This window comes from Microcoleus sp. CZ3-B2 (assembly GCF_036705055.1).
In the GTDB taxonomy this organism is placed as follows: domain Bacteria; phylum Cyanobacteriota; class Cyanobacteriia; order Cyanobacteriales; family Microcoleaceae; genus Microcoleus.
Map to the genome: position 1 here is coordinate 86,039 of NZ_JAUBTN010000005.1, position 20,136 is coordinate 106,174.

General features: G+C 44.9%; 15 protein-coding genes. 9 read left to right on the forward strand and 6 right to left on the reverse strand.

Features of this window, described 5'->3' with window-relative positions; all coding sequences use genetic code 11:
* Nucleotides 1-648 precede the first annotated feature (648 nt).
* On the forward strand, nucleotides 649-3,363 hold the full coding sequence (locus QUA97_RS03600; RefSeq protein ID WP_333193095.1) for a bifunctional acetate--CoA ligase family protein/GNAT family N-acetyltransferase: 2,715 nt from the start codon (nucleotides 649-651) through the stop codon (nucleotides 3,361-3,363).
* 289 nt (nucleotides 3,364-3,652) lie between these two features.
* Entirely contained in the window at nucleotides 3,653-4,396 is a 744-nt protein-coding gene (locus tag QUA97_RS03605; protein ID WP_194066291.1) for an SGNH/GDSL hydrolase family protein, read from the forward strand.
* A 503-nt stretch (nucleotides 4,397-4,899) separates the two neighbouring features.
* Here QUA97_RS03605 and QUA97_RS03610 read toward each other — a convergent pair.
* Nucleotides 4,900-9,246, reverse strand: a complete 4,347-nt coding sequence (locus tag QUA97_RS03610; RefSeq protein ID WP_333193098.1) for an amino acid adenylation domain-containing protein — start codon at nucleotides 9,244-9,246, stop codon at nucleotides 4,900-4,902.
* Between the two features lie 522 nt (nucleotides 9,247-9,768).
* Nucleotides 9,769-10,371: a superoxide dismutase gene (locus QUA97_RS03615; RefSeq protein WP_194066293.1), complete on the reverse strand. Its 603-nt coding sequence runs from the start codon at nucleotides 10,369-10,371 to the stop codon at nucleotides 9,769-9,771.
* 378 nt (nucleotides 10,372-10,749) lie between these two features.
* Between QUA97_RS03615 and QUA97_RS03620 the strand changes: the two genes are divergently transcribed.
* The gene (locus tag QUA97_RS03620; RefSeq protein WP_194066294.1) at nucleotides 10,750-11,289 is read left to right on the forward strand and encodes a phosphate-starvation-inducible PsiE family protein; all 540 of its coding nucleotides are present in this window, start codon (nucleotides 10,750-10,752) and stop codon (nucleotides 11,287-11,289) included.
* 312 nt (nucleotides 11,290-11,601) lie between these two features.
* On the opposite strand, the gene QUA97_RS03625 is transcribed toward QUA97_RS03620, so the two are convergent.
* Nucleotides 11,602-12,153: a peroxiredoxin gene (locus QUA97_RS03625; RefSeq protein ID WP_194066295.1), complete on the reverse strand. Its 552-nt coding sequence runs from the start codon at nucleotides 12,151-12,153 to the stop codon at nucleotides 11,602-11,604.
* Nucleotides 12,154-12,391: 238 nt separating this feature from the next.
* Here QUA97_RS03625 and QUA97_RS03630 point away from each other — a divergent pair, with 238 nt between their 5' ends.
* The gene (locus tag QUA97_RS03630) at nucleotides 12,392-13,717 is read left to right on the forward strand and encodes a peptidylprolyl isomerase (RefSeq protein ID WP_194066296.1); all 1,326 of its coding nucleotides are present in this window, start codon (nucleotides 12,392-12,394) and stop codon (nucleotides 13,715-13,717) included.
* Between the two features lie 194 nt (nucleotides 13,718-13,911).
* Here QUA97_RS03630 and QUA97_RS03635 read toward each other — a convergent pair whose 3' ends face one another.
* Nucleotides 13,912-14,043: a hypothetical protein gene (locus QUA97_RS03635; RefSeq protein WP_255515810.1), complete on the reverse strand. Its 132-nt coding sequence runs from the start codon at nucleotides 14,041-14,043 to the stop codon at nucleotides 13,912-13,914.
* Nucleotides 14,044-14,071: 28 nt separating this feature from the next.
* Between QUA97_RS03635 and QUA97_RS03640 the strand changes: the two genes are divergently transcribed.
* The 4 genes from QUA97_RS03640 (at nucleotide 14,072) to QUA97_RS03655 (ending at nucleotide 18,284) form a co-directional block, all read left to right on the forward strand.
* Complete coding sequence (locus QUA97_RS03640; RefSeq protein ID WP_333193107.1) at nucleotides 14,072-14,788, forward strand: pentapeptide repeat-containing protein; 717 nt, start codon at nucleotides 14,072-14,074, stop codon at nucleotides 14,786-14,788.
* 433 nt (nucleotides 14,789-15,221) lie between these two features.
* Entirely contained in the window at nucleotides 15,222-15,953 is a 732-nt protein-coding gene (locus tag QUA97_RS03645) for a cytochrome c biogenesis protein CcdA (RefSeq protein WP_442922477.1), read from the forward strand.
* A 383-nt stretch (nucleotides 15,954-16,336) separates the two neighbouring features.
* A complete protein-coding gene (locus tag QUA97_RS03650) occupies nucleotides 16,337-17,749 on the forward strand; it encodes a cytochrome c biogenesis protein (RefSeq protein WP_333193110.1) in 1,413 nt (470 codons plus the stop codon).
* A 322-nt stretch (nucleotides 17,750-18,071) separates the two neighbouring features.
* Entirely contained in the window at nucleotides 18,072-18,284 is a 213-nt protein-coding gene (locus QUA97_RS03655; RefSeq protein ID WP_194066299.1) for a DUF2283 domain-containing protein, read from the forward strand.
* Between the two features lie 160 nt (nucleotides 18,285-18,444).
* On the opposite strand, the gene queF is transcribed toward QUA97_RS03655, so the two are convergent.
* Nucleotides 18,445-18,864, reverse strand: a complete 420-nt coding sequence (gene queF / locus QUA97_RS03660; RefSeq protein ID WP_333193113.1) for a preQ(1) synthase — start codon at nucleotides 18,862-18,864, stop codon at nucleotides 18,445-18,447.
* 142 nt (nucleotides 18,865-19,006) lie between these two features.
* Between queF and QUA97_RS03665 the strand changes: the two genes are divergently transcribed.
* A complete protein-coding gene (locus QUA97_RS03665; protein WP_333193116.1) occupies nucleotides 19,007-19,603 on the forward strand; it encodes a hypothetical protein in 597 nt (198 codons plus the stop codon).
* Nucleotides 19,604-19,687: 84 nt separating this feature from the next.
* On the opposite strand, the gene speD is transcribed toward QUA97_RS03665, so the two are convergent.
* Nucleotides 19,688-20,110 carry an adenosylmethionine decarboxylase gene (gene speD, locus QUA97_RS03670; protein WP_194008626.1) on the reverse strand — a complete coding sequence of 141 codons (423 nt, stop codon included), beginning with the start codon at nucleotides 20,108-20,110 and terminating at the stop codon, nucleotides 19,688-19,690.
* Between the last annotated feature and the right edge of the window lie 26 nt (nucleotides 20,111-20,136).

Here is a 20,136-nt window from a genome sequence, read left to right on the forward strand (position 1 = left end):
AACAACAATGTTGTTTAATGGCTGCTTGGTCGGAAACGTGCAATCAGATTTTGTTGTAACAGGAATTTGGCAAGTGACACCATCAGTAGGGTGCGTTAGTGAAAAAAAAACAAATTTTTGGTACCAACCTTAAAACTAACGCACCCGGAGATCCTATTTAAAATGTGACAATTACGTAAGTAAGATGTCCAAACAGCGACTGGAGCGAGATCGAGAACCAGCCGAACTAGCGGAACTAGCCGCAAAATAGTTCGGATTTGATGCGGTAATTGTTCAGTAAATTCACTTGATTAAACTTCAAATAACGCTGGTTCGGCTGGTTCCGTCAGTATTATTACTGCTCTCCTAGATGACTGAGCTGTGAGAGCATTTAGATTGTGTATGGCGATCGAGCACCAGAGGAGAAAAAGGAAGCTATAAAGGCTTCCTTCGACCGCGCTCTTAGGACAAGTTGCTCTTCGGATAAAAAGGAGAGTGAATTTGACGATTTTCGCTCGATTATCGAAATATACAATTTAAATGCAGAATAGCTTAAAGCCTTCTTGGTTCTTGTTTCTTGGTTCTGCTTTCTGGTTTATTGCTTCTACCGACAGCAAAGCAACATTAATGGCCGATCAATTGAACTAGGGTATTATGCAGATAAATTCAATGAATCACAGCACTGCGAGCGATCCGGCTCACGATATTTGGAAAGAACAGCGTCACGAACTCGATCGCATTTTTCATCCTCGCTCCGTGGCTGTTATCGGCGCAACAGAGAGAGAAGGAAGTGTCGGACGCACTCTCCTGTGGAATTTGATTAGCAATCCCTTTGGCGGAACAGTTTTTCCGGTGAATCCCCAGCGCCACAGCGTCCTGGGGCTCAAGTCTTATCCTGACATTGCTAGCGTCCCGGAAGTAGTGGATTTGGCGGTGATTGCTACGCCTGCGACTGTTGTACCGCAAGCAATCCGCGAATGTATCGCTGCTGGGGTGAAAGGGGCAGTGATTGTTTCTGCTGGTTTTAAAGAAATTGGCCCGGCAGGCGTTGCGCTAGAACAGGAAATTATGGCTGCAGCGCGTCTGGGCGGAATGCGGATTATCGGCCCCAATTGTCTCGGCGTGATGAATCCTGTTCTCGGGCTCAATGCTACTTTTGCAGGTACGATCGCCCGTCCGGGTAATGTAGCCTTCATCAGTCAAAGTGGCGCCCTCTGTACTTCGATTCTCGATTGGAGTTTGGGAGAAAATGTCGGTTTTAGCACTTTTGTGTCGATCGGCTCTATGCTCGATGTCGGTTGGGGCGATCTGATCGAGTATTTTGGGGACGACCCCCACACCAAAAGTATTGTTTTATACATGGAATCGATGGGTGATGCTCGATCGTTCCTGTCCGCCGCCCGCCCAGTGGCGATCGACAAACCGATCATCATTCTCAAGGTGGGACGTACCGCCGCCGCCGCCGCCGCCGCCGCTTCCCATACGGGAGCTTTGACCGGCAGCGATGACGTGCTCAACGCTGCTTTCCGCCGCTGTGGCGCCTTGCGGGTACATACGATTTCCGATTTGTTCGACATGGCAGAAATTCTGGCCAAGCAACCGCGACCGCAGGGCAACCGCCTATCGATCGTCACCAATGCAGGAGGCCCAGGGGCGATCGCCACTGATGCCTTAATTAGCGGCGGCGGTGCCCTGGCAGAGCTGGCACCGGAGACGCTGCAGCAGCTTGATGGGTTTTTGCCGCCTCAGTGGAGCCATCAAAACCCGATCGATATTTTGGGCGATGCTAGTAGCGATCGCTACGCCAAAACTATAGAAGTTGTCGCTTCCGATCCCAATAGTGACGGATTGTTGGTCATCCTCACACCCCAAGCGATGACAAATCCCACCAAAACCGCAGAAGAATTAAAGTCCTACAGCAAACTCGGAAAGCCCTTATTAACAAGCTGGATGGGCGGTGCAGAAGTTTTAGCAGCAACGGAAATTCTCAATCAGGCCAAAATTCCGACTTTCCCCTATCCCGATACGGCCGTCAGGTTATTCAATTATATGTGGCGGTACAGCTACAACCTGCGCGCTATCTACGAAACGCCTTCTCTGGCGGCTGATTCGGATCTCTGGAGTCCCGATCGACCGACGATCGCTAAGATTTTGACTTCTGCACGCACCAACGATCGCCCTCTGTTAACAGAGTACGAATCAAAGCAGTTACTCTCTGCTTATGGGATTCCCACCATCGCCACATCCATAGCCACCAGCGATCGCGAAGCTGTGGAAATTGCCGATCGTCTCGGTTATCCTGTGGTGCTAAAACTCCATTCTGAGACGATTACTCACAAAACCGATGTGGGGGGCGTACAACTAAACTTAGGCGATGCTAAGGCTGTAATTAGTGCCTTTGAGGCGATCGCCCAGCGGGTACGGGCGATCGATCCTGCTGCGTTTCTCGGTGTCACTGTGCAGCCGATGGTGCGTTTGGAAGGCTACGAACTAATTTTGGGTAGCAGTATCGACCCCCAATTTGGGCCAGTTATGCTGTTTGGTTCCGGCGGACAATTAGTGGAAGTCTTTCAGGATCGATCGCTAGCACTGCCACCTTTAAATACCACCCTAGCGCGGCGGATGATGGAGCAAACGCGCATCTACAAAGCTTTGCAAGGAGTGCGCGGGCGATCGGCAATTGACCTAGAAAAACTCGAACAGTTATTAGTTCGTTTCAGTCAACTGATTGTCGAGGAACCTCAGATTGCCGAGATAGATATTAATCCGCTGCTGGTTTCTCCAGAAGGTGCGATCGCCCTCGATGCCCGCGTTGTGCTCCAGACCACAGAAAACACCATTTCACCTGCGATTCGCCCCTATCCGGTGCAATACGTTCAACAATGGTCAACAGATAGTTCCATTACCATCCGTCCGATTCGCCCGGAAGATGAGCCGCTGATGGTGCTGTTTCATCAAGAGCTTTCCGAAGAGAGCGTGTATTTGCGCTACGCTCATATGGTAAATTTAAAGCACCGCATCGCTCACGAACGTTTGACCCGGAGTTGTTTTATTGACTACGATCGAGAAATGCTGTTAGTAGCCGATCGCAAAGACCCCGAAACCTCAGAACACCAGATTTTGGGAGTAGCACGTCTCAGCAATCTGCACGGCAAAAACGAAGCCGAATTTGCCCTGATCGTCCGCGATAGCTATCAGGAGCGGGGTTTGGGAACAGAATTATTGAGGCTGCTGCTGCAAATTGGTCGCGAAGAGAAATTAAATGCGATCGTCGGCTACATTCTCACTAGCAACTACAAGATGCAGAGCCTCTGTGAAAAAATAGGATTTGAACTGAAACCAGAGCGAGGTGAAGGAATGTTGAAAGCTGTTTTTGTCTACTAGCTCATCCAGTCTTACGCGCGCACTCTATTCGATCTCAAACAAGATGGAGGAGTGCGATCGCTTAATTCGTAATTCGCGATCGGACAAACTGATTATAATGTGAATTACTTTTTGGTAGTGTAGTGATTAGACCTCTTGCAAAAATAACTAGGACGGGTTCTCCGGCTCCTTCCATAATAAAAAATGTTGCTCGTGGAACAAGCCGGAAAGCCTGTTCCACAATTTGATTAAAAGCACTTTTGCAAGAGGTAAATTGATAATTTATGTTAATTTACTTGCTCATACCTGTATGAAAAAAACTATCGCCATCATTTCACTGCTATTAAATGTCATTCTCTTAACAGGGATTTTAGAATTTACGATAAAGAAGGGGTATTTAGGTAGATTTTTAGTCATGTTTAATGCAAATTCCATCGGATTATCGACAGACACCCTAAGTTCTAGTTCTTGGTGGCTAGATGAAGTTGATTATCAACTATATCTGACTAAAAACACTCAAATTAATGCTTGCATTTGGGGCGATTCTATCACCTCTGGGCTGGGAAATACAATGGGTCAAGATACTTTTAATTTTGCCTTGCCCGGAATGTCAACAATTTCTCTGATCGAACAGCTAAAACTCTTAACTGCGGCTAACGTTAAATGTAATACATCAATTATTGCGATCGGTACTAATGATGCGGGTTATCGAATAAATGATCCACAATTTGTTAACAATATGCAGGAAATTATCCGCACTGTCAGAACAAAAATGAACACCAAAAAAGTAGTGTTAATCCCTGCTTTTTACTCAACGATTGAAGCCAGCCATGATATCACACTAGCGGGTTCTTTGGAAAGAGTGAAAAGCATTCAAGCCTTGACTCGTCAAGTGGCAGCGACAGATAAGTTATTGATAGTAGAAAAAGAAATTCAGCCCCTGTACGAAGGGACAGTATTGAAAGATCAGGTAACAACAGATGGCGTTCACCTTGACTCAGAAGGCAGACAAATTTATCGAAGAGCCTTATTAAAAATACTGAAGGGGGGATAACCAATACGGTTCACTTAAGTCAACGTAGGGTGCGTCGCCAAAAACAACTCTCGCCCTAGAACACCAGATTAAACGAGCGATGCACCCTACAACTTAGAAATGAGAATTAAATAACTTCCAAATTTGATTGTTGTGGGATGGGCTAGAAGAAAAATGGAAATTATTTAATTCACAAACCTTATAACTTAAGTAAACCGTATTGGGGTTTGGATTGGAATGATTTAACCGCAGAGTACACAGAGTACACAGAGTCCGAGAATATATATCTGAATCATTCCGATGCTACCGGATTTGATATAACTTAAGGTTCTTTGAATTCCTCCAGTAGAATACGGGTTATCCGTAAACAGTCCCACAATTTTAGATTTCCTGTACGATAGCAACTGCCTTGGTAATACCATCTTCAGCTTGGATGTGCGCCGCCAATCTGGCGGCGCGTTGACGCATTGTTTGATCTGTAATAGCCTGTTGAATCGCTTGTATAAGTCGTTCAACTCAACAGCCTAAAGTTTTGCTAAAGCTCGATCGATATGCACTCTCATTTTTTCTGCCAAGATAGGGACATTGGGTTCTTGAAGGATACTTAGATGATCTCCAGGGATATCATATATATCTAATCCTTCAAGCAACAGTTCATTCCAGTTTTCCAAAGTGCTAAAGTGACTTTCCTCCATCGCCCGGAACAAAACTGCCCTGCCTGGGTAAGGCTGTGGCTTGTAACTATTGAAAGCGTACTGCCGAAACTCTAATAGAGGATCTACGCGATTATTATTAACATTATCACTGTTAATATTAGGAGTCGATTTAGTTTTCGATTTTCGTATTTTTTGGAACAAATATGAAATCCCTTGTTGGCGCAGCTTCTTGATATGAAAAGCCAGCTTCTGACTCAATGACAGTTGGTTTTTTCCTGGAATCGCACTATCCAAAAGAGCCAGTAAAGCTACTTCCTCACCCTGTAAATGAAGTTGATGTGCCATTTCAAAAGCTACTAAGCCACCTAAGGACTCACCCGCTAGGAGGTAAGGGCCTTTAGGCTGATGTTTTTGTATTTCTTTGAGGTAGCGAGTGGCCAGATATGGAATACTCACTGAAGGCGTTGGTGATTGGTCAAGTTTATTCCTTTGGAACATATTGACTTCCTCTTTGACATAGACTCCATAACAGGTTTGGTCTTTGCCGAGGTGTCTTGATAAATTATAGTAAAGGAATATGCCGTAAATAAAGAATAAAGGCAGTTTGGAACTACCTTTCTGAATCGTGACTAAAGCCTGCGAAGAAGACGAGAATCTTTGTTTGCGAAGGGTGTTAGCCAACTGCTGAATCGTTTGCGATTGGAAAAGGATAGGTAAAGGTAGCTCTTTATTGTAGGTTTTCTCTATTTCACGAATTAGGGATATCGCTAATAGGGAATGTCCTCCCATCTCGAAGAAATTATCTGTCGTACTGATGGGTGAAATATTCAATACTTCTTCCCAAATATTGACGAGTTGAACTTCCAAATCATCCTTGGGCTTGGCACTTTTTTCTGGCTTTTCTGGCTTTTCTTGAGTTGTAGGGGCGGGCAAATCTAGAGCCTTTTGAGTGGCGGGTATGATTGCTGCTTCGCGAGATTGTTCAGGTACAGGTAGAGCTTTACGATCTACCTTACCATTCGGTGTTAGAGGTAGAGCTTCCAAGAAAACGAAGATAGATGGCACCATATATTCTGGTACATACTCCTTGAGCAGACTTCGCAGTTCTTGGATGCTTGGGTTCGGATTTTTGAGAGCGACAATATAACCCACTAGACGCTTGTCGCCAGGAAAATCTTCCCTGACGATGACCACTGCCTGCTGCACGTTGGAATGTTTGACCAAAACAGACTCGATTTCACCGAGTTCGATCCGAAAACCGCGAATTTTGACTTGAAAATCTAGGCGACCTAAACACTCAATATTTCCATCGGGCAAATAACGTGCTAAGTCCCCTGTCTTATATATTCGTTCGGTTTCTCGAAAGGGATTAGGAATAAATCTCTCAGTGGTTAAATCGTCACGTTGCAAATAGCCTCGCGCTAATCCTGAACCACCAATATGTAATTCCCCAGCCACCCCAATGGGAACGGGTTGCAGGAGAGAATCTAAGATGTAGATATCGGTGTTGGCGATCGGCTTACCAATTAAAATTCGCTGTTCGGCGTCTTTGACTTGATAAACTGTTGACCAAACTGTTGTTTCCGTCGGCCCGTACATATTCCAAAGTTCTGTACCTTTGGTTAACAATTGGGCAGCCAATTCTTTGGGCATGGCTTCCCCACCGGAGAGGATTTTCAGCGGGAACTGACTTTCCCAACCCGATTCTATCAATAATCGCCAAGTCACTGGAGTCGCTTGCAGGATCGTAATGCCTAATTGGACGATCGTCCTTAATAACTTTCTGCCATCCATCGCAGCTTCCCGACTCAGGATGACAACCTGCGCTCCCACAGTCAGGGGTAAGTACAGTTCTAAGACTGCAATATCAAAAGAGAGAGTGGTGACAGACAGCAAAATATCCGCCTCACAGATCCCCGGTTGCTCGCGCATCGACTTTAAAAAATTGACTGCCCCACGGTGGAGAACTTGTACGCCTTTGGGCTTACCCGTAGAACCAGATGTGTAAATGACATAAGCCATATTTTCTGGGGTAACGCTGGCGATCGGCATTTCCTGACTCTCTTGGGCAATCAGTGGCCAATCCGTATCCAAACAGATGACCAATGCTTTTTTGGCTTCTTTGGCAGGCAGGCTATTCACAAGCTGCTGTTGTGTTAACAATACTTTGGCTTGGGAATTCTCGATCATGTATTCCACGCGATCGGGAGGGTAGTTGGGGTCTATGGGAACATAGGCTCCGCCCGCCTTCAGCACACCTAATAATCCCACAAGCATTTCGAGAGAGCGATCGACACAAATGCCCACTAAATCATCCGGCTTCACCCCTCTTTGTTGCAAATAGTGGGCCAGTTGATTAGAGCGTTGATGTAGTTCTTTGTACGTCAATGTTTGACCTTCAAAGGAAACCGCAATTTTCTCTGGCGTTACTTCTGCTTGTTGAGCTATTAACTGGTGCAGGCATAGCTCTTGCGACTCATCTTTTTGAGTCTGATTCCATTCCACAAGCAACAGATTTTTCTCTTGTTCTGGCAACAGCGGCAAGGCAGAAATCGATTGTTCTGGATGAGCCACAATCCCAGCCAACAAAATCTGGAAATGCTCGTTCATTCGTTCAATAGTTTCTGCATCAAACAAATCCGTGCTGTAGTACCAACTCCCCTCCAATCCTGCGCTGGTTGGTTTTAAGAATAAAGTTAAGTCAAACTTTCCTTCGTTGTTTTCAATCACCCACGGACTGGCTGTTAATCTTGACAGATCGATCCTTTGGAATGGAATATTTTCCTCAAAGACAAAGGTCACTTGAAACAGAGGGGAATAGCTTAAGTCGGGCTGGGGACAAAATTGATCGACCAATAAGCAATAGGGCACATCTTGATAGGCTTGCCCTAACAAAACAACTTTCCGCACTCGTCCCAGAAACTCTGGGAACGTGGGATTACCCGACATATCTGTACGAAGGGGGACGGCATTGAAAAAATTTTCTGCATTCACACGGCTCACAAAGGGGGAGCCAACAATCACGTCTTCCGTACCTGTATAGCGATAGAGCAAGATCTTAAACGCGGCTAACAGGGTTGTTGATAGGGCGACGCCTTCCTGGCCGCCCAATTGGCTGAGGGCTGTCGTGATTTCCCCAGAAATGCCAAAAGACAGAGAAGCTCCCTGGAGGGATTGCTCTGGGGGACGTGGCCGATCAGTGGGTAGGGGTAATAAAGGGGTGGCTCCCGCAAGTTGTTTTTGCCAATAGGCTAAGGAGTCTTGAAGGGGGAGCTTTCGTAGCTCTGACATCAGAGTTGTATAGGATGTTTCGTAAATAGCCCGATCGATAGATTGCAATTTGGGATCGTAATACAAGATTAATCTCAGAATACCCAAGGCTGCAACCCATTTTTTAGCTGCTATATATTTCAGGATTTCGTAAGGCAATCGATTGCCAAAAAGATTAATCCAGTGGTGTTTGCCCTGCTCATAGGCAACTATATATTCTTCTTTTTCTGTTCGTTGAACGTAACTCCATTGCTGATAATGATCTCGGATTGCATGGATCAGAAAGTAGGTCGATTTACTGGATATGTTATTGCCAGTGTAGCGATATTGAGAAACGACTTGACCGTGGAAATAGATAGGAAAATTACGGGCAATTCGCAGACATAAATTGTAATCTTCGGTCGCTAATACACTTGGATCAAATGCACCGATAGACTCAATGGCGACACTATCGAGGGCAGCACGGCGAAACATAATACAACCGCATTGAACCCTATGCCGGATAGCCAAAAGGGTTTCATAATTAGCAACTTCAGGCTGGTTCTCATATTTCTCTTCTACTTTGTATGAGCCATCGGGTTGAATGGAATAGAAGAAATAACGACCAAATACCAAGCCCATCTCTGGCATGGCGTTGAGATGCTTGACTCCAATCTCAATCGCTTCAGGCAAAAGGCAGTCATCACTATCCAGGAACAGAAGATACTCTCCCGTACTAATCTGCAGACCAGTATTGCGTGCAGTAGCATGGCCTCGGTTGTTTTGATAGAAGTATGTTACTTTCGGGTAGCGATCGCAAATTTCTTTCGTTTCATCAGTAGAACCATCATCTACGACAATAATCTCAAATACGGGTAGAGTCTGCCCAAGTATACTATCAATTGCTTCCGGTAAAAATTGGGCGCTGTTGTAGGATGGAATCACTACTGATACATTTTTTGTCATTTTTTATACTCCAAAAGGTTGTGTTAAATATTTCGGCACCCAATATTAAAAATATATCTCTGCAGACATCTATCTGTCCACACATCTATCTGTCCAGAACTCTATCTATCACAACAACATTACTATAGCAAGGGGAAACGTCCCGACTTTGCGAGGAAAGGATAGTATAACTCTCCTTTCCTCCCTACAAATGGGTTTAGAAATCTTCACAAATTAGATACCGTGTGAGGCAGTGGAAGTTCCAAAACTACCATCCCTATTCTTACATCCACTTATTAAGTAGGTTGGCGATATTAAACTTAACAATATAAAAATATGTAAATAAGGCTAAAGAGTGTTGCTAGATGTGCATTTGAATGATTTATAGTCGTTTACATATTTGCGTTTTACAGCGCCGACCTATTTAAGCGAACCTATGAAGCTAGTAGTGAGAACTTCAGTCCTTGGAAACAAAAAATAAAGTCCTCACTACGAACTTAATAGATTCGTAGTGAGGACTTTAATCCTAAAACTCAGGTGCTACTAAGCCGCAGCGAAATTTTCTGCTGCGAAATCCCAGTTAGCCAAATTATCCAAGAAATTAGTAATGTAGTCGGGACGACGGTTTTGGAAATCCAAATAATAAGCGTGTTCCCACACATCCAAAGTCAGCAAAGGAGTTTGGCCGTGTACTACCGGAGTGTCGGCGTTCGCAGTTTTGGTAACTTTCAAAGTACCGTTGTCCAAAACCAGCCAAGCCCAGCCACTGCCGAACTGAGTTGTCGCAGCAGTCTTGAATTCTTCTTTGAATTTGTCGAAGCTGCCAAAGTCGGCGTTGATTTTATCAGCTAAAGCTCCTGTCGGAGTGCCGCCACCACCTGGTTTGAGCGACTTCCAAAAGAAATTGTGGTTCCAAACTTGACCTGCATTGTTGAAAATGCCAGATTTGGATGGGTCTTTAGCAGATGCCATCACAATTTCTTCCAGGGATTTGCTGGCAAGTTCCGTGCCTTCAATCATTTTGTTGAGATTGGTCACGTAAGCAGCGTGGTGCTTATCGTGGTGAAACGAAAACGTGTTGGCCGACATATGATCTGACTCTAAGGCATCAGCGGCGAAGGGTAATGGTGCGAGTGTAAATGCCATTGTGTTCAATCCTCTCTAGGTGGCTGTTGTTTTTCGGTTGACTTTCCGGCTTTTCGTTGATTCGAGCCTAAAGTCCCTAGCTTGAGTTGATCAAGCTGTCGTAAATAATTCTTTACAATTTTTATATTTTATCTCAGTTGCAGCATTTTTGGATTTTGAATTCTGGGTTTCACCAAATCTACTAATACTATGGGCCAGCTAGCACAAACATTGCCAAGATGTCAACCCACTTGCGCGATAAATAAAAGTTTGGGGGGGAAATGGTCAACACAGGGAAGTATGATAATAGTTATAAATAAATTAAACCTATTTTTTGTCAAAGAGTGACTTTATTTAACTTAAGCTGTAAGCAGGTCAAACAGATTGCAGGAGCTGTCAATGGAAAATCGTTCACTTAACCATACAAGTAACCCCCCGCAGTGGTTGAATTTGAAACTAATAGTCAGCGTTCTCGAAACAATTCAAGATTTAATTGTAATTTCTTTGTGTATCGGTTTGTTCAGCTTTATGGTCATTGAACTGCGAGAAATGTTTTTCTCGCTGTTACCTCCTTTGGATTTCCAGCACGTGACGGCAGATATTCTATTTCTATTAGTTTTAGTGGAATTATTTCGGCTGCTAATTATTTATTTGCAAGAGCAGCGCGTTTCGATTGGTGTGGCTGTGGAAGTTTGTATTGTATCAGTTTTGCGAGAAGTCATCGTGCGGGGAGTGCTGGAAACTCCCTGGATTAAAATATTATCAACAGGAGCATTTTTGCTGGTTTTGGGAGTGTTGTTGGTAGTCCGGGTTTGGTTGCCACCCACCTTTGAGGGAATTGACCCGGAACGCCGTTTTGCTAGCAAAAGGAAGAATCAGTTAGAGTCAGAATCTTCTTCAGAACCTGTGGCAGTTAATAGCAATTTTAATTCTCATTGAGTAGGGCAAAATGGCGATTTGAGATTTGAGATTAGCTCTTTTACAGATGGTGGCGTTATTAGCCATTGTTTTCGGTAAAATAAACATGATAGCGTTCGGACTGCAAGTTTTTTGCTTTTTCCGAGGACTTGCATTCTTCACTACTATTTTATTTGATTGGGGTTGGACGATCGCGCTCCCATTACATTACATCCTGTGCGATCGCCCAACCCCAAGAACTAAGGATCGCGCTTGCGGACAGGATTCCTGGGCCGAGGGCCGACTTTAGTCCGCACTAGGAACCGTTTTTTGTGTAATCGACGGGGCGCGATATTAACCCTCAGCCTGCAATTCCTCCAGACGGGCAAACACTTCTTGCGAGTGAATCGCCGGGTTAACCTTAACAAAAGTTTCCCGCAAAGTGCCTTCAGGATCAATAATAAAACTGTGCCGCGCCGAGATAAAACTCATCCAAGAACCGTAAGCTTTGCTGACTTGGCCGTCGGTATCAGCTAACAGCGGAAATTTTAAACCTTCAGCATCGCAAAATTCTGCGTGGGAGTTGACATCATCAGCGCTGATGCCGATAATTTGAGTGTTTTTTGCCAAGTATTTCGGCAAGTCTTGCTGGAATCGACGCGCTTCGATCGTACAACCCGATGTAAAATCTTTGGGATAGAAATAGACTACCAGCCACTTACCGCGATAATCGGAGAGGGACACTTGTCCGCCGCCACTGTTTGTCGGCAAACTAAAATCCGGTGCAGCTTGATTCACCGCCGGCAGCTTGCCGCCGAGGGCAAAGGCAGGGGCCGCAAAATTATAACTGAGAAAGACTAGACAAATTGCCAATAAAGTGCTAAAAAACTTGCGGCGGGAAATCATAAATTCACAAGTAGAATTGTACTTAAGACAAGTTTACAGTTTTCTGATTAAATGGGTAGGGGCAATTCGCGGATTGCTTCTGAAACCAAATCCGGTGTTAGCTACCCTTTGATGATTCGGCGGTTAAAACCGCTTCTCGACAGAGGGAACCAGCCTTAGCAGGTTAAGAAATAAAGCGGATATTTAGCCAGGATTTGGTATTAGTCAAGAGATAACTCACTCAAATCACAATTTACTTATGAGCGCTGCACTCCCGTTAACAGGCAAAGTTACAGTAGTCCAGGTAATTAACGGTCAACCCGTTACGATCGAAGTTGACGGCACTAATGCCCCGATTACTGGGGGAAATTTTGTTGATTTAGTTGAACGGGGCATCTACGATGGGGTGATGTTTCACCGAGTGGTACGCCAGCCAGATCCTTTTGTGGTGCAAGGAGGCGATCCGCGCAGCAAAGATCCTACAATTCCCGCAAGTCAATTGGGAACAGGTAATTTTATTGACCCGGATACTAATGGGCCGCGTTTTATTCCTTTGGAAATCAAGCCGCAAGGCGCGGCGCAACCTGTTTACAACCAAGTTGTGACTCAGACACCGCAGTTGAAGCACACTGCCGGGGCTGTGGCAATGGCTCGGGCTACTGCTTTGAATTCGGCTTCTTCGCAGTTCTATTTTGCTTTGGATACTTTGCCGTTTTTGGATGGCAATTATGCTGTTTTTGGCAATGTTGTTCAAGGTTTTGAAACGGTGAATGCGGTGCAGCAGGGCGATCGCATTTCGAGCGCTAAAGTCGTTGGAGGAATCGTCCCAAGTCGGGTTTCCAACATCATTAGCGATACTGGTTTGCTGAACAATTTGGTTAATACTACCAATTTTGTCAATCTGTCTTTGCGAGCGCTCAGATTGCCTGATGCCCCGAATAACTATCAAGTTACCACCCAAGATTCTCAGCAAAACCCCAGCGGCGTGCTCGGCGGTAGTGGAAACGATCGCATTATCGGTTCGCCGATTGATGATGCCATTAACGGTAGCCAAGGCAATGATACTCTCACCGGCGAAGCAGGCGACGACTTCCTTAGAGGCGGCAAAGGTAACGACTTAATTAGTGGCGGTGTTGGCAACGATATTATCAACGGAAATCTCGGCGACGATACTATCAATGGCGATGCTGGTAACGACTTTTTGAGAGGTGGCAAAGGGAATGACGTGTTAATTGGTGGTGATGGCAACGATATTTTGATTGGAGATTTAGGCAACGACACTCTCACTGGTGGCGCAGGTGCCGATAATTTTGTTTTAATCGCAGGTGATGGAGAAACGGATACAATTACTGATTTTATATCGCAGCAGGGCGATCGCATTGGCATTGGCGGTACCAGTTTGGCAAGTCTGGTATTTACTCAATCTGGAAGCAACACTTTAATTCAATCAGGCGGGGCTACTTTGGCTAATGTTCAAAATGCTACGGCCGCAGCAGTTCAAAGTGCTGTTTTTGCCGTTGATTTTGCTACTATTTCCCGTCCTAATGACTTGCCAGTAGGCGACGCTGCGTTCAGAATCGGCTAACTTTAACCTATAGGTGTAGGGTGCTGATATCGCACCTTACGCGACGATCGATTCCTAATTCCTGATTTCCAAATTCAACTAATACCGCAGTTGTCTAATTTGAGCGATCGATCCCTCCTATGAGAGATCGAACTGCTATCCCGATTTTTATGAAACAAATTGTTTGCCTACAAAGCATCTGCGAAATAACCGGATTATTCGCGATCGCCCGTCACGGCCATAGTTAAGTTCGTGTCTGGGTCAACCCCGATCGACATTTTACTAATATTTTTGAGTAATATTACCGGTGAAAGTTTCTGGTTATTTGCTATGCTTTGATTGTACATCAAGAATTTATCGCGCAAATTATTGTCAATGAACAGAGTTCTGAGGTTGAAAACTTTAGCTGCTACAGTGCTGGCGATCGCCCTGTTCACTCTCTACTTAACTCCTCCTGCGATCGCCGCGAATGCCGAGGATTTGAGTCAGCTATTAAAAGATAATTGGTGCGTCAGCTTTTTGTGGAAGCAGTGCGATTTGAGCGCTGCCGATTTGCAGGGAGTTAATCTCACTGAAGCCAACTTGAGTGGCGCTAATTTGTCCGGCGCTAACTTGTCCGGTGCTAATTTAAAAAATGCTGACCTTTCTGGTGTAGATCTCAGCCGCGCCAATTTGACAAATGCTGATATTTTGGGTACTACTCTCAGTCGAGCAAATTTGACTGAAGCTAATTTAAACCGCACCAAATTGTGGGACGCTAATCTGACTCTAGCAAATCTAAGTCGCGCCAACCTACAAGATGCTAATGTGTTAGATTCTCGACTTTGGGGAAGCAATCTCACTGAAGCTAATTTAACTGATGCGACGCTGCACGGTGCTGACTTGCAATACGCTAATTTGGCAAATACGAACTTGACAGGTGCTGACTTGCACAGCTTTTATTTTAGAGGTTCCAAACAAGTCACAAATCTGAGCAATGCTAATTTAGAAGGTGCTGTTTTAACGAAAGCAAATTTCAGAGGTGCAGTGCTGGCTGGGGCCATAATGCCCGACGGATCTATTAATGAAGAAGTTGGCTTTAATTTAAAGTAAACTCGCTTTGAATTATCTCCAAAACCAGTAATAACAGGTAAAATGCCTGTTTCACAATGCCTGACTTTTTTCAGGCTTTCCGGCCTGTTCCACAATGTATTAATTTTCTGAACCAGTCAACAAAAGTTCCTAAAAGCTGGTTGAGGATGGTGTCAAGATTCCGTTAAAAGCAGGGTGCGATCGACCTTTCAACTCCCAACCAGTCAATATCGCTAAAATCTATCTCAAATTTCCGACCGAAGCTGCACGCATCTGTTACAATTTTTAACAGAGCCAGAACAGCACGCCCGTCTGAATTCACGGGAAATCGAAAAAACTAGATATTTAGTTTAACCTCTCAGATTACTCTAAAATCTAAAATCTAAAATCTAAAATCGACACTGGAGTCAATCTAAAATCTAAAATTATTCAATCTAAAATCTAAAATCGACTGATGGAAACCTTGGCAACCCTACTTTACGAACTCGCACAATTTGCTAATAATTTAGTCAACACTCAACTGACTCATCTAAGTTTAGTCAGCGTCGGAGTCATCTTTCTGGCAGGGTTGCTAACGAGCTTAACGCCCTGTATGCTTTCCATGTTGCCGATTACGATCGGCTACATCGGCGGATACGAAGCAAAAAGCCGCCTCCAAGCCGCCACCCAGTCTGCATGGTTTTCCTTGGGTTTGGCGACAACCCTTGCGGGTTTAGGCATTGTAGCATCATTTGCCGGCCAAATTTATGGCAAAATTGGTCTGGGTTTGCCGATCGTTGTCAGCATCATCGCTATTTTAATGGGGCTGAATTTACTCGAAGCTTTACCCTTGCAAATGCCGTCTTTTGACGCTGCGGGCTGGGTGCCGAAAAATTTGCCCGCAGCGGTGCGATCGTACTTATTGGGTTTAACTTTTGGTTTAGTAGCGTCTCCCTGCAGCACGCCTGTTTTAGCGACGCTGTTAGCTTGGGTTTCCAAAACGGGAGATGTTGTTTTAGGTGGTGTGTTGCTGCTGTTTTACGCCGCTGGCTACGTCGCTCCCCTAATTATAGCCGGGACTTTTACCGCGAGCATTAAAAAGTTGTTAGAATTACGCAGGTGGTCTAGTTGGATTACGCCTGTCAGTGGCGTTTTGCTGGTAGGATTTGGCGTTTTTTCCCTGATTTCCCGCATACTTCCCGCGTAAGGTTGGCAGTTAGGTTTGTAGTAAGGACTTTAGTTATTGTTGAGTAAAGATATAGCAATTATTACAAAATTGGCGTTTTTTTGGGCGAACCGCGAAGACGCAAAGAGCGCGAAGGAAGAACAAAGAAAGATTTTACAATTGATTGATAATTGCTAGATAACAATAGTTTCTTCCTTCTTCCTTCTTTCTTCTTCCTGATGACGTTGGACGTTCGGGGGGACAGCACTAATAACTAATAACTAATGACTGATGACTGATGACTGATGACTAATGACTACCCTTCGACTTCGCGAGGGGGTAAAATGACTAATGACTAATGACTAATGACTAATGACTTCTTCCTTCTTCCTTCTTCCCTCTTCCTTCTTCCTTCATAATTACCAATGACATCAAAAGAAGTATTTCTATCTAAACTATCAAACTGGGCGACTGCGCCTCAAAGGTTTTTCAAGCGAGAAATTTTGCCGGTGCTGGCAGATTTGCGGCTGGCAATTATTTTGTTGCTGGCGATCGCACTTTTCAGCATTTCTGGCACAGTGATAGAACAAGGCCAATCGGTAGAGTTTTATCAATCTAACTATCCTGAAAGTCCGGCTTTGTTCGGCTTCCTAACTTGGAAAGTTGTACTGATTGCAGGATTAGACCACGTTTACCGCACTTGGTGGTTTTTGTCAATCCTAATTTTGTTCGGCAGCAGCTTGACGGCTTGCACTTTTACCAGACAATTTCCGGCGCTAAAAGCCGCCCGCCGCTGGAAATTTTATGAAGAACCAAAGCAGTTTGAAAAATTAGCTCTGAGTGCGGAGTTAGAAACAGTTCCTTTAACTTCGTTAGAACAACTTTTGCAGCAAAAAAACTACCGCATCTTTCGAGAAGGTGAAAAAGTTTATGCTCGCAAGGGCATAATTGGCAAAATTGGCCCGATTATTGTTCACGCCAGTATGCTAATTATTTTAGCTGGGTCGATGTGGGGCTCGCTGACGGGGTTTCTCGGTCAAGAAATGGTGGCTAGCGGTGAAATTTTTAAGGTGCAGAATATTATGGATGCTGGGCCTTGGGCGGGGCCGCAAATACCGAAGGATTGGTCGATGCGCGTGAATCGGTTCTGGATCGATTATAGTCCGAGCGGGGCGATCGACCAATTTTACTCGGATCTGTCGGTTTTGGACAAAACAGGCCAAGAGGTCGATCGCAAAACCATTCACGTTAACGAGCCTCTGAGATATCGGGGAGTGACTTTTTATCAAGCAGATTGGGCGATCGCCGCCGTGCGAGTCCGCCTCAACAAAAGCCCGGTTTTGCAACTACCAATGGCTCAGTTAGACACTCAAGGTAATGGCAGAATTTGGGGTGCTTGGATTCCGACAAAACCAGATTTGAGTGCAGGAGTTTCTCTGCTAGCAAAGGACTTGCAAGGAACGATGTTAATCTACGGTACCGATGGCAAATTATTAACTACAGTTCGCGCCGGCACCGCTGTAGAAGTTAACGGGGTGATGTTGGCCATTGACGAAGTTGTAGGCAGCACGGGATTGCAAATTAAGGCCGATCCGGGGATTCCGATCGTCTATACTGGCTTCGGGTTGCTGATGCTCAGCGTGTTGATGAGCTATTTGTCTCACTCGCAGATTTGGGCTTTGGAGAAAAACGGCAAACTCTACGTGGGCGGCCGCACTAATCGCGCTCAGGTGACTTTTGAAAGAGAAGTTGTGGAGATTTTGGACAAGTTGGCCGAATCGAAAACAGCAGAGGGAAAAAGTGGAATATCCCCGACTTCTCTAGCCAGTCAAAGTTAACCGCACCAATCTGTAAGGTGCACAGCGTGCACCTTACACCAAGGGCTCGAACGAAAAATAAAATAAACAATAAATGTGGATAAAAAAATAGAATTTAGTCAACACGCCTTGCTGAAAATAGAAATTATCGAAAGTCACGGGGTTACAATTTCAACAGATTTAATTTCCGAAACTGTTAGATAGCCGATTTGGGTAGAAGCAAGCGGTCAAGGGAAGTTTATTTGCCAAAAAAAATTGAATGGACTTGTCCTAAGAGTGGTCTACCAAGAATATTCAGATAGAATTTTAGTAATTACTGCTTATCCTGGTAAGAGGTCAATATATGAAAAAGATTAGATATAGCCCTGATGTAGATGCGATGCTGATTGAAATTTCCGATCCTCTTCGAGGGCTTCGCCAACGCCCGATCGCCTATGCCGAAGATGAAGGGCAAATGATTCTCCACTATTCTAGCAGTGGAGAACTGGTATTGATCGAAATATTAGACGTCAAACAATTTATCTCGTTAGAAGCTTTTTCTGAAGCAGTTAAGTAGGGTGCTCTACTCTAGCGTTATTTTCGATCCAAACCAACAGTCTCACTGACGCACCCTTGCAAAAAACGGTGCGTCAGAATCATGCTTTTGGTGCTGATTGAGAATCTCAAACCTGACGCACCCTACCGCAATAAGTACCAGCCGCAGAAGACTCTACCTTCTACTTCTCGTGTCGCACCTCAATCACAGTGTGTACGTTCCCCCTCGGAGAAAAATCGCCCTTCACCGTTGCTTCCAGCGGCGCGCAAGCTGCGACAAAATCGTCTAAAATTTGATTGATCGATTCTTCGTGAGAAATGTAGCGATCGCGATAACTGTTAACATACAATTTCAGGGCCTTCAATTCCACCACCCGCTCGTCTGGCACGTAAGTAACGTGAATTGTGGCAAAATCTGGATAGCCAGAAAACGGACACTTGCAAGTAAACTCCGGCAAAGTAATGTTAATCGTATAGCGCCGCCCGACTCGCGGATTCGGAAAAGTAATTAACTGCCCTTCCAAAATCTCGCGTTCGCCGTATTTCATTTCTTCGGTACTTGACTTTTGCGACATACTTTGTTCGGTTTGCTGGTGATTCATAGCGATCGACTAAAAATTTCTAACATTTAACTAAACTCACTATTAATATTTTTAACAAATATCTTGACGAATTGTATTGCGATCGATCTAATTGCAAATACTCTCAGGCTAAACTAAAAAAAGTTCACCCTCGCCAACTACTATGCAAAATACTACCTTATCTGACAATACATCCCCTGAAAACTCCAATAGTTACTCTCCATCGGTACCGATTTCGCTCTATCGAGAAGTCACCGCCGAATTGCAAGCCGCCCAAGCCATGCTTGACTCCCTCAAAACCCACAACCAGCAATTAGTCCAACAAAATCAACAACTGCGGCGAGAAGTAGAAACAGTAGTTCAAGTATCCCAACAACTACAGCAAGTAGTCAACTCAGCCCAAAGCGTCACCCAGACAGGGATGCCGCAAATGCCCTCAGTCAAATTCAATTTTAGCGTTGAACCGGAGCCTCTAGAACCTGTCATCTCGCGGAGTAGCTCTACCATACCTCAACCACCTCAGACAGTGGCTTTTCCCTTTCCCGTACCGGAAACCTCGCCCACACCCCCTCCGACACCCGAAACGCTTCCAGAAAAATTATTTTCAGAGGTGCAGGAAACTCCTTACCGGATTCGCTCTCAACCCAAAAAATCCTCAGACTTAAGCGGATTGTGGTTGGCCATCGCGATTTTTTTGATTGTTATTGCCGCCTTCGGTGCTGGTTATTTAGTTGTTCGCCCTTTATTAATGAAAAAGTAATTTCCAACAAGAATCCCACAGCCCGAGCCGTGGGATTTTTACCAAAACCTAGCATAAAATGTTCAAAGTTACGCTAATTGGCCATTATACTCTGGCGGCACTCGTTTCTAATGGACGAGGCGCATACTGCTCTTCACAAGCAGAACCTAGGCTGCCCACCCCGGGCTCGAAACCGCGCGTAAACTCAGTGAGTTTTACCTGTTTAGCTTCCAAAGCTGACTGTAGCACCTTCATGGCCTTGTGAGGGTCTCCGGCTCCGCAGAAAAATAAGTCTGCAGCAAAATAACCGTGTTCAGGCCAAGTATGGATTGCTATATGAGACTCTGCCAAAGTTGCAGTAGCCGTTACTCCGTGAGGACTAAACTGGTGCACGCACAAATCGATGAGAGTAGCTCCTCCGGCTTCGATCGCATCGAGTATGGCGCGGCGGATACGTTCAGGATCGTTGAGCAGGTCTCCTGGAGACTGCCAAGCATCAGCGATCAGATGGGTTCCCAATTGTTTCATTCTGCGGGGTTTTACCTCTAACTCAC

Bases quoted from the DNA above. Each gene is read 5' to 3' on its own strand.
- QUA97_RS03625 (WP_194066295.1), bottom strand. From the start codon at position 12,153: ATGATTTCCCGCCGCAAGTTTTTTAGCACTTTATTGGCAATTTGTCTA.
- QUA97_RS03605 (WP_194066291.1), top strand. From the start codon at position 3,653: ATGAAAAAAACTATCGCCATCATTTCACTGCTATTAAATGTCATTCTC.
- QUA97_RS03615 (WP_194066293.1), bottom strand. From the start codon at position 10,371: ATGGCATTTACACTCGCACCATTACCCTTCGCCGCTGATGCCTTAGAG.
- QUA97_RS03620 (WP_194066294.1), top strand. From the start codon at position 10,750: ATGGAAAATCGTTCACTTAACCATACAAGTAACCCCCCGCAGTGGTTG.
- QUA97_RS03655 (WP_194066299.1), top strand. From the start codon at position 18,072: ATGAAAAAGATTAGATATAGCCCTGATGTAGATGCGATGCTGATTGAA.
- QUA97_RS03650 (WP_333193110.1), top strand. From the start codon at position 16,337: ATGACATCAAAAGAAGTATTTCTATCTAAACTATCAAACTGGGCGACT.
- QUA97_RS03610 (WP_333193098.1), bottom strand. From the start codon at position 9,246: ATGACAAAAAATGTATCAGTAGTGATTCCATCCTACAACAGCGCCCAA.
- QUA97_RS03630 (WP_194066296.1), top strand. From the start codon at position 12,392: ATGAGCGCTGCACTCCCGTTAACAGGCAAAGTTACAGTAGTCCAGGTA.
- QUA97_RS03600 (WP_333193095.1), top strand. From the start codon at position 649: ATGAATCACAGCACTGCGAGCGATCCGGCTCACGATATTTGGAAAGAA.
- QUA97_RS03635 (WP_255515810.1), bottom strand. From the start codon at position 14,043: ATGTACAATCAAAGCATAGCAAATAACCAGAAACTTTCACCGGTAATA.
- QUA97_RS03645 (WP_442922477.1), top strand. From the start codon at position 15,222: ATGGAAACCTTGGCAACCCTACTTTACGAACTCGCACAATTTGCTAAT.
- queF (WP_333193113.1), bottom strand. From the start codon at position 18,864: ATGAATCACCAGCAAACCGAACAAAGTATGTCGCAAAAGTCAAGTACC.
- QUA97_RS03640 (WP_333193107.1), top strand. From the start codon at position 14,072: ATGAACAGAGTTCTGAGGTTGAAAACTTTAGCTGCTACAGTGCTGGCG.
- speD (WP_194008626.1), bottom strand. From the start codon at position 20,110: ATGAAACAATTGGGAACCCATCTGATCGCTGATGCTTGGCAGTCTCCA.
- QUA97_RS03665 (WP_333193116.1), top strand. From the start codon at position 19,007: ATGCAAAATACTACCTTATCTGACAATACATCCCCTGAAAACTCCAAT.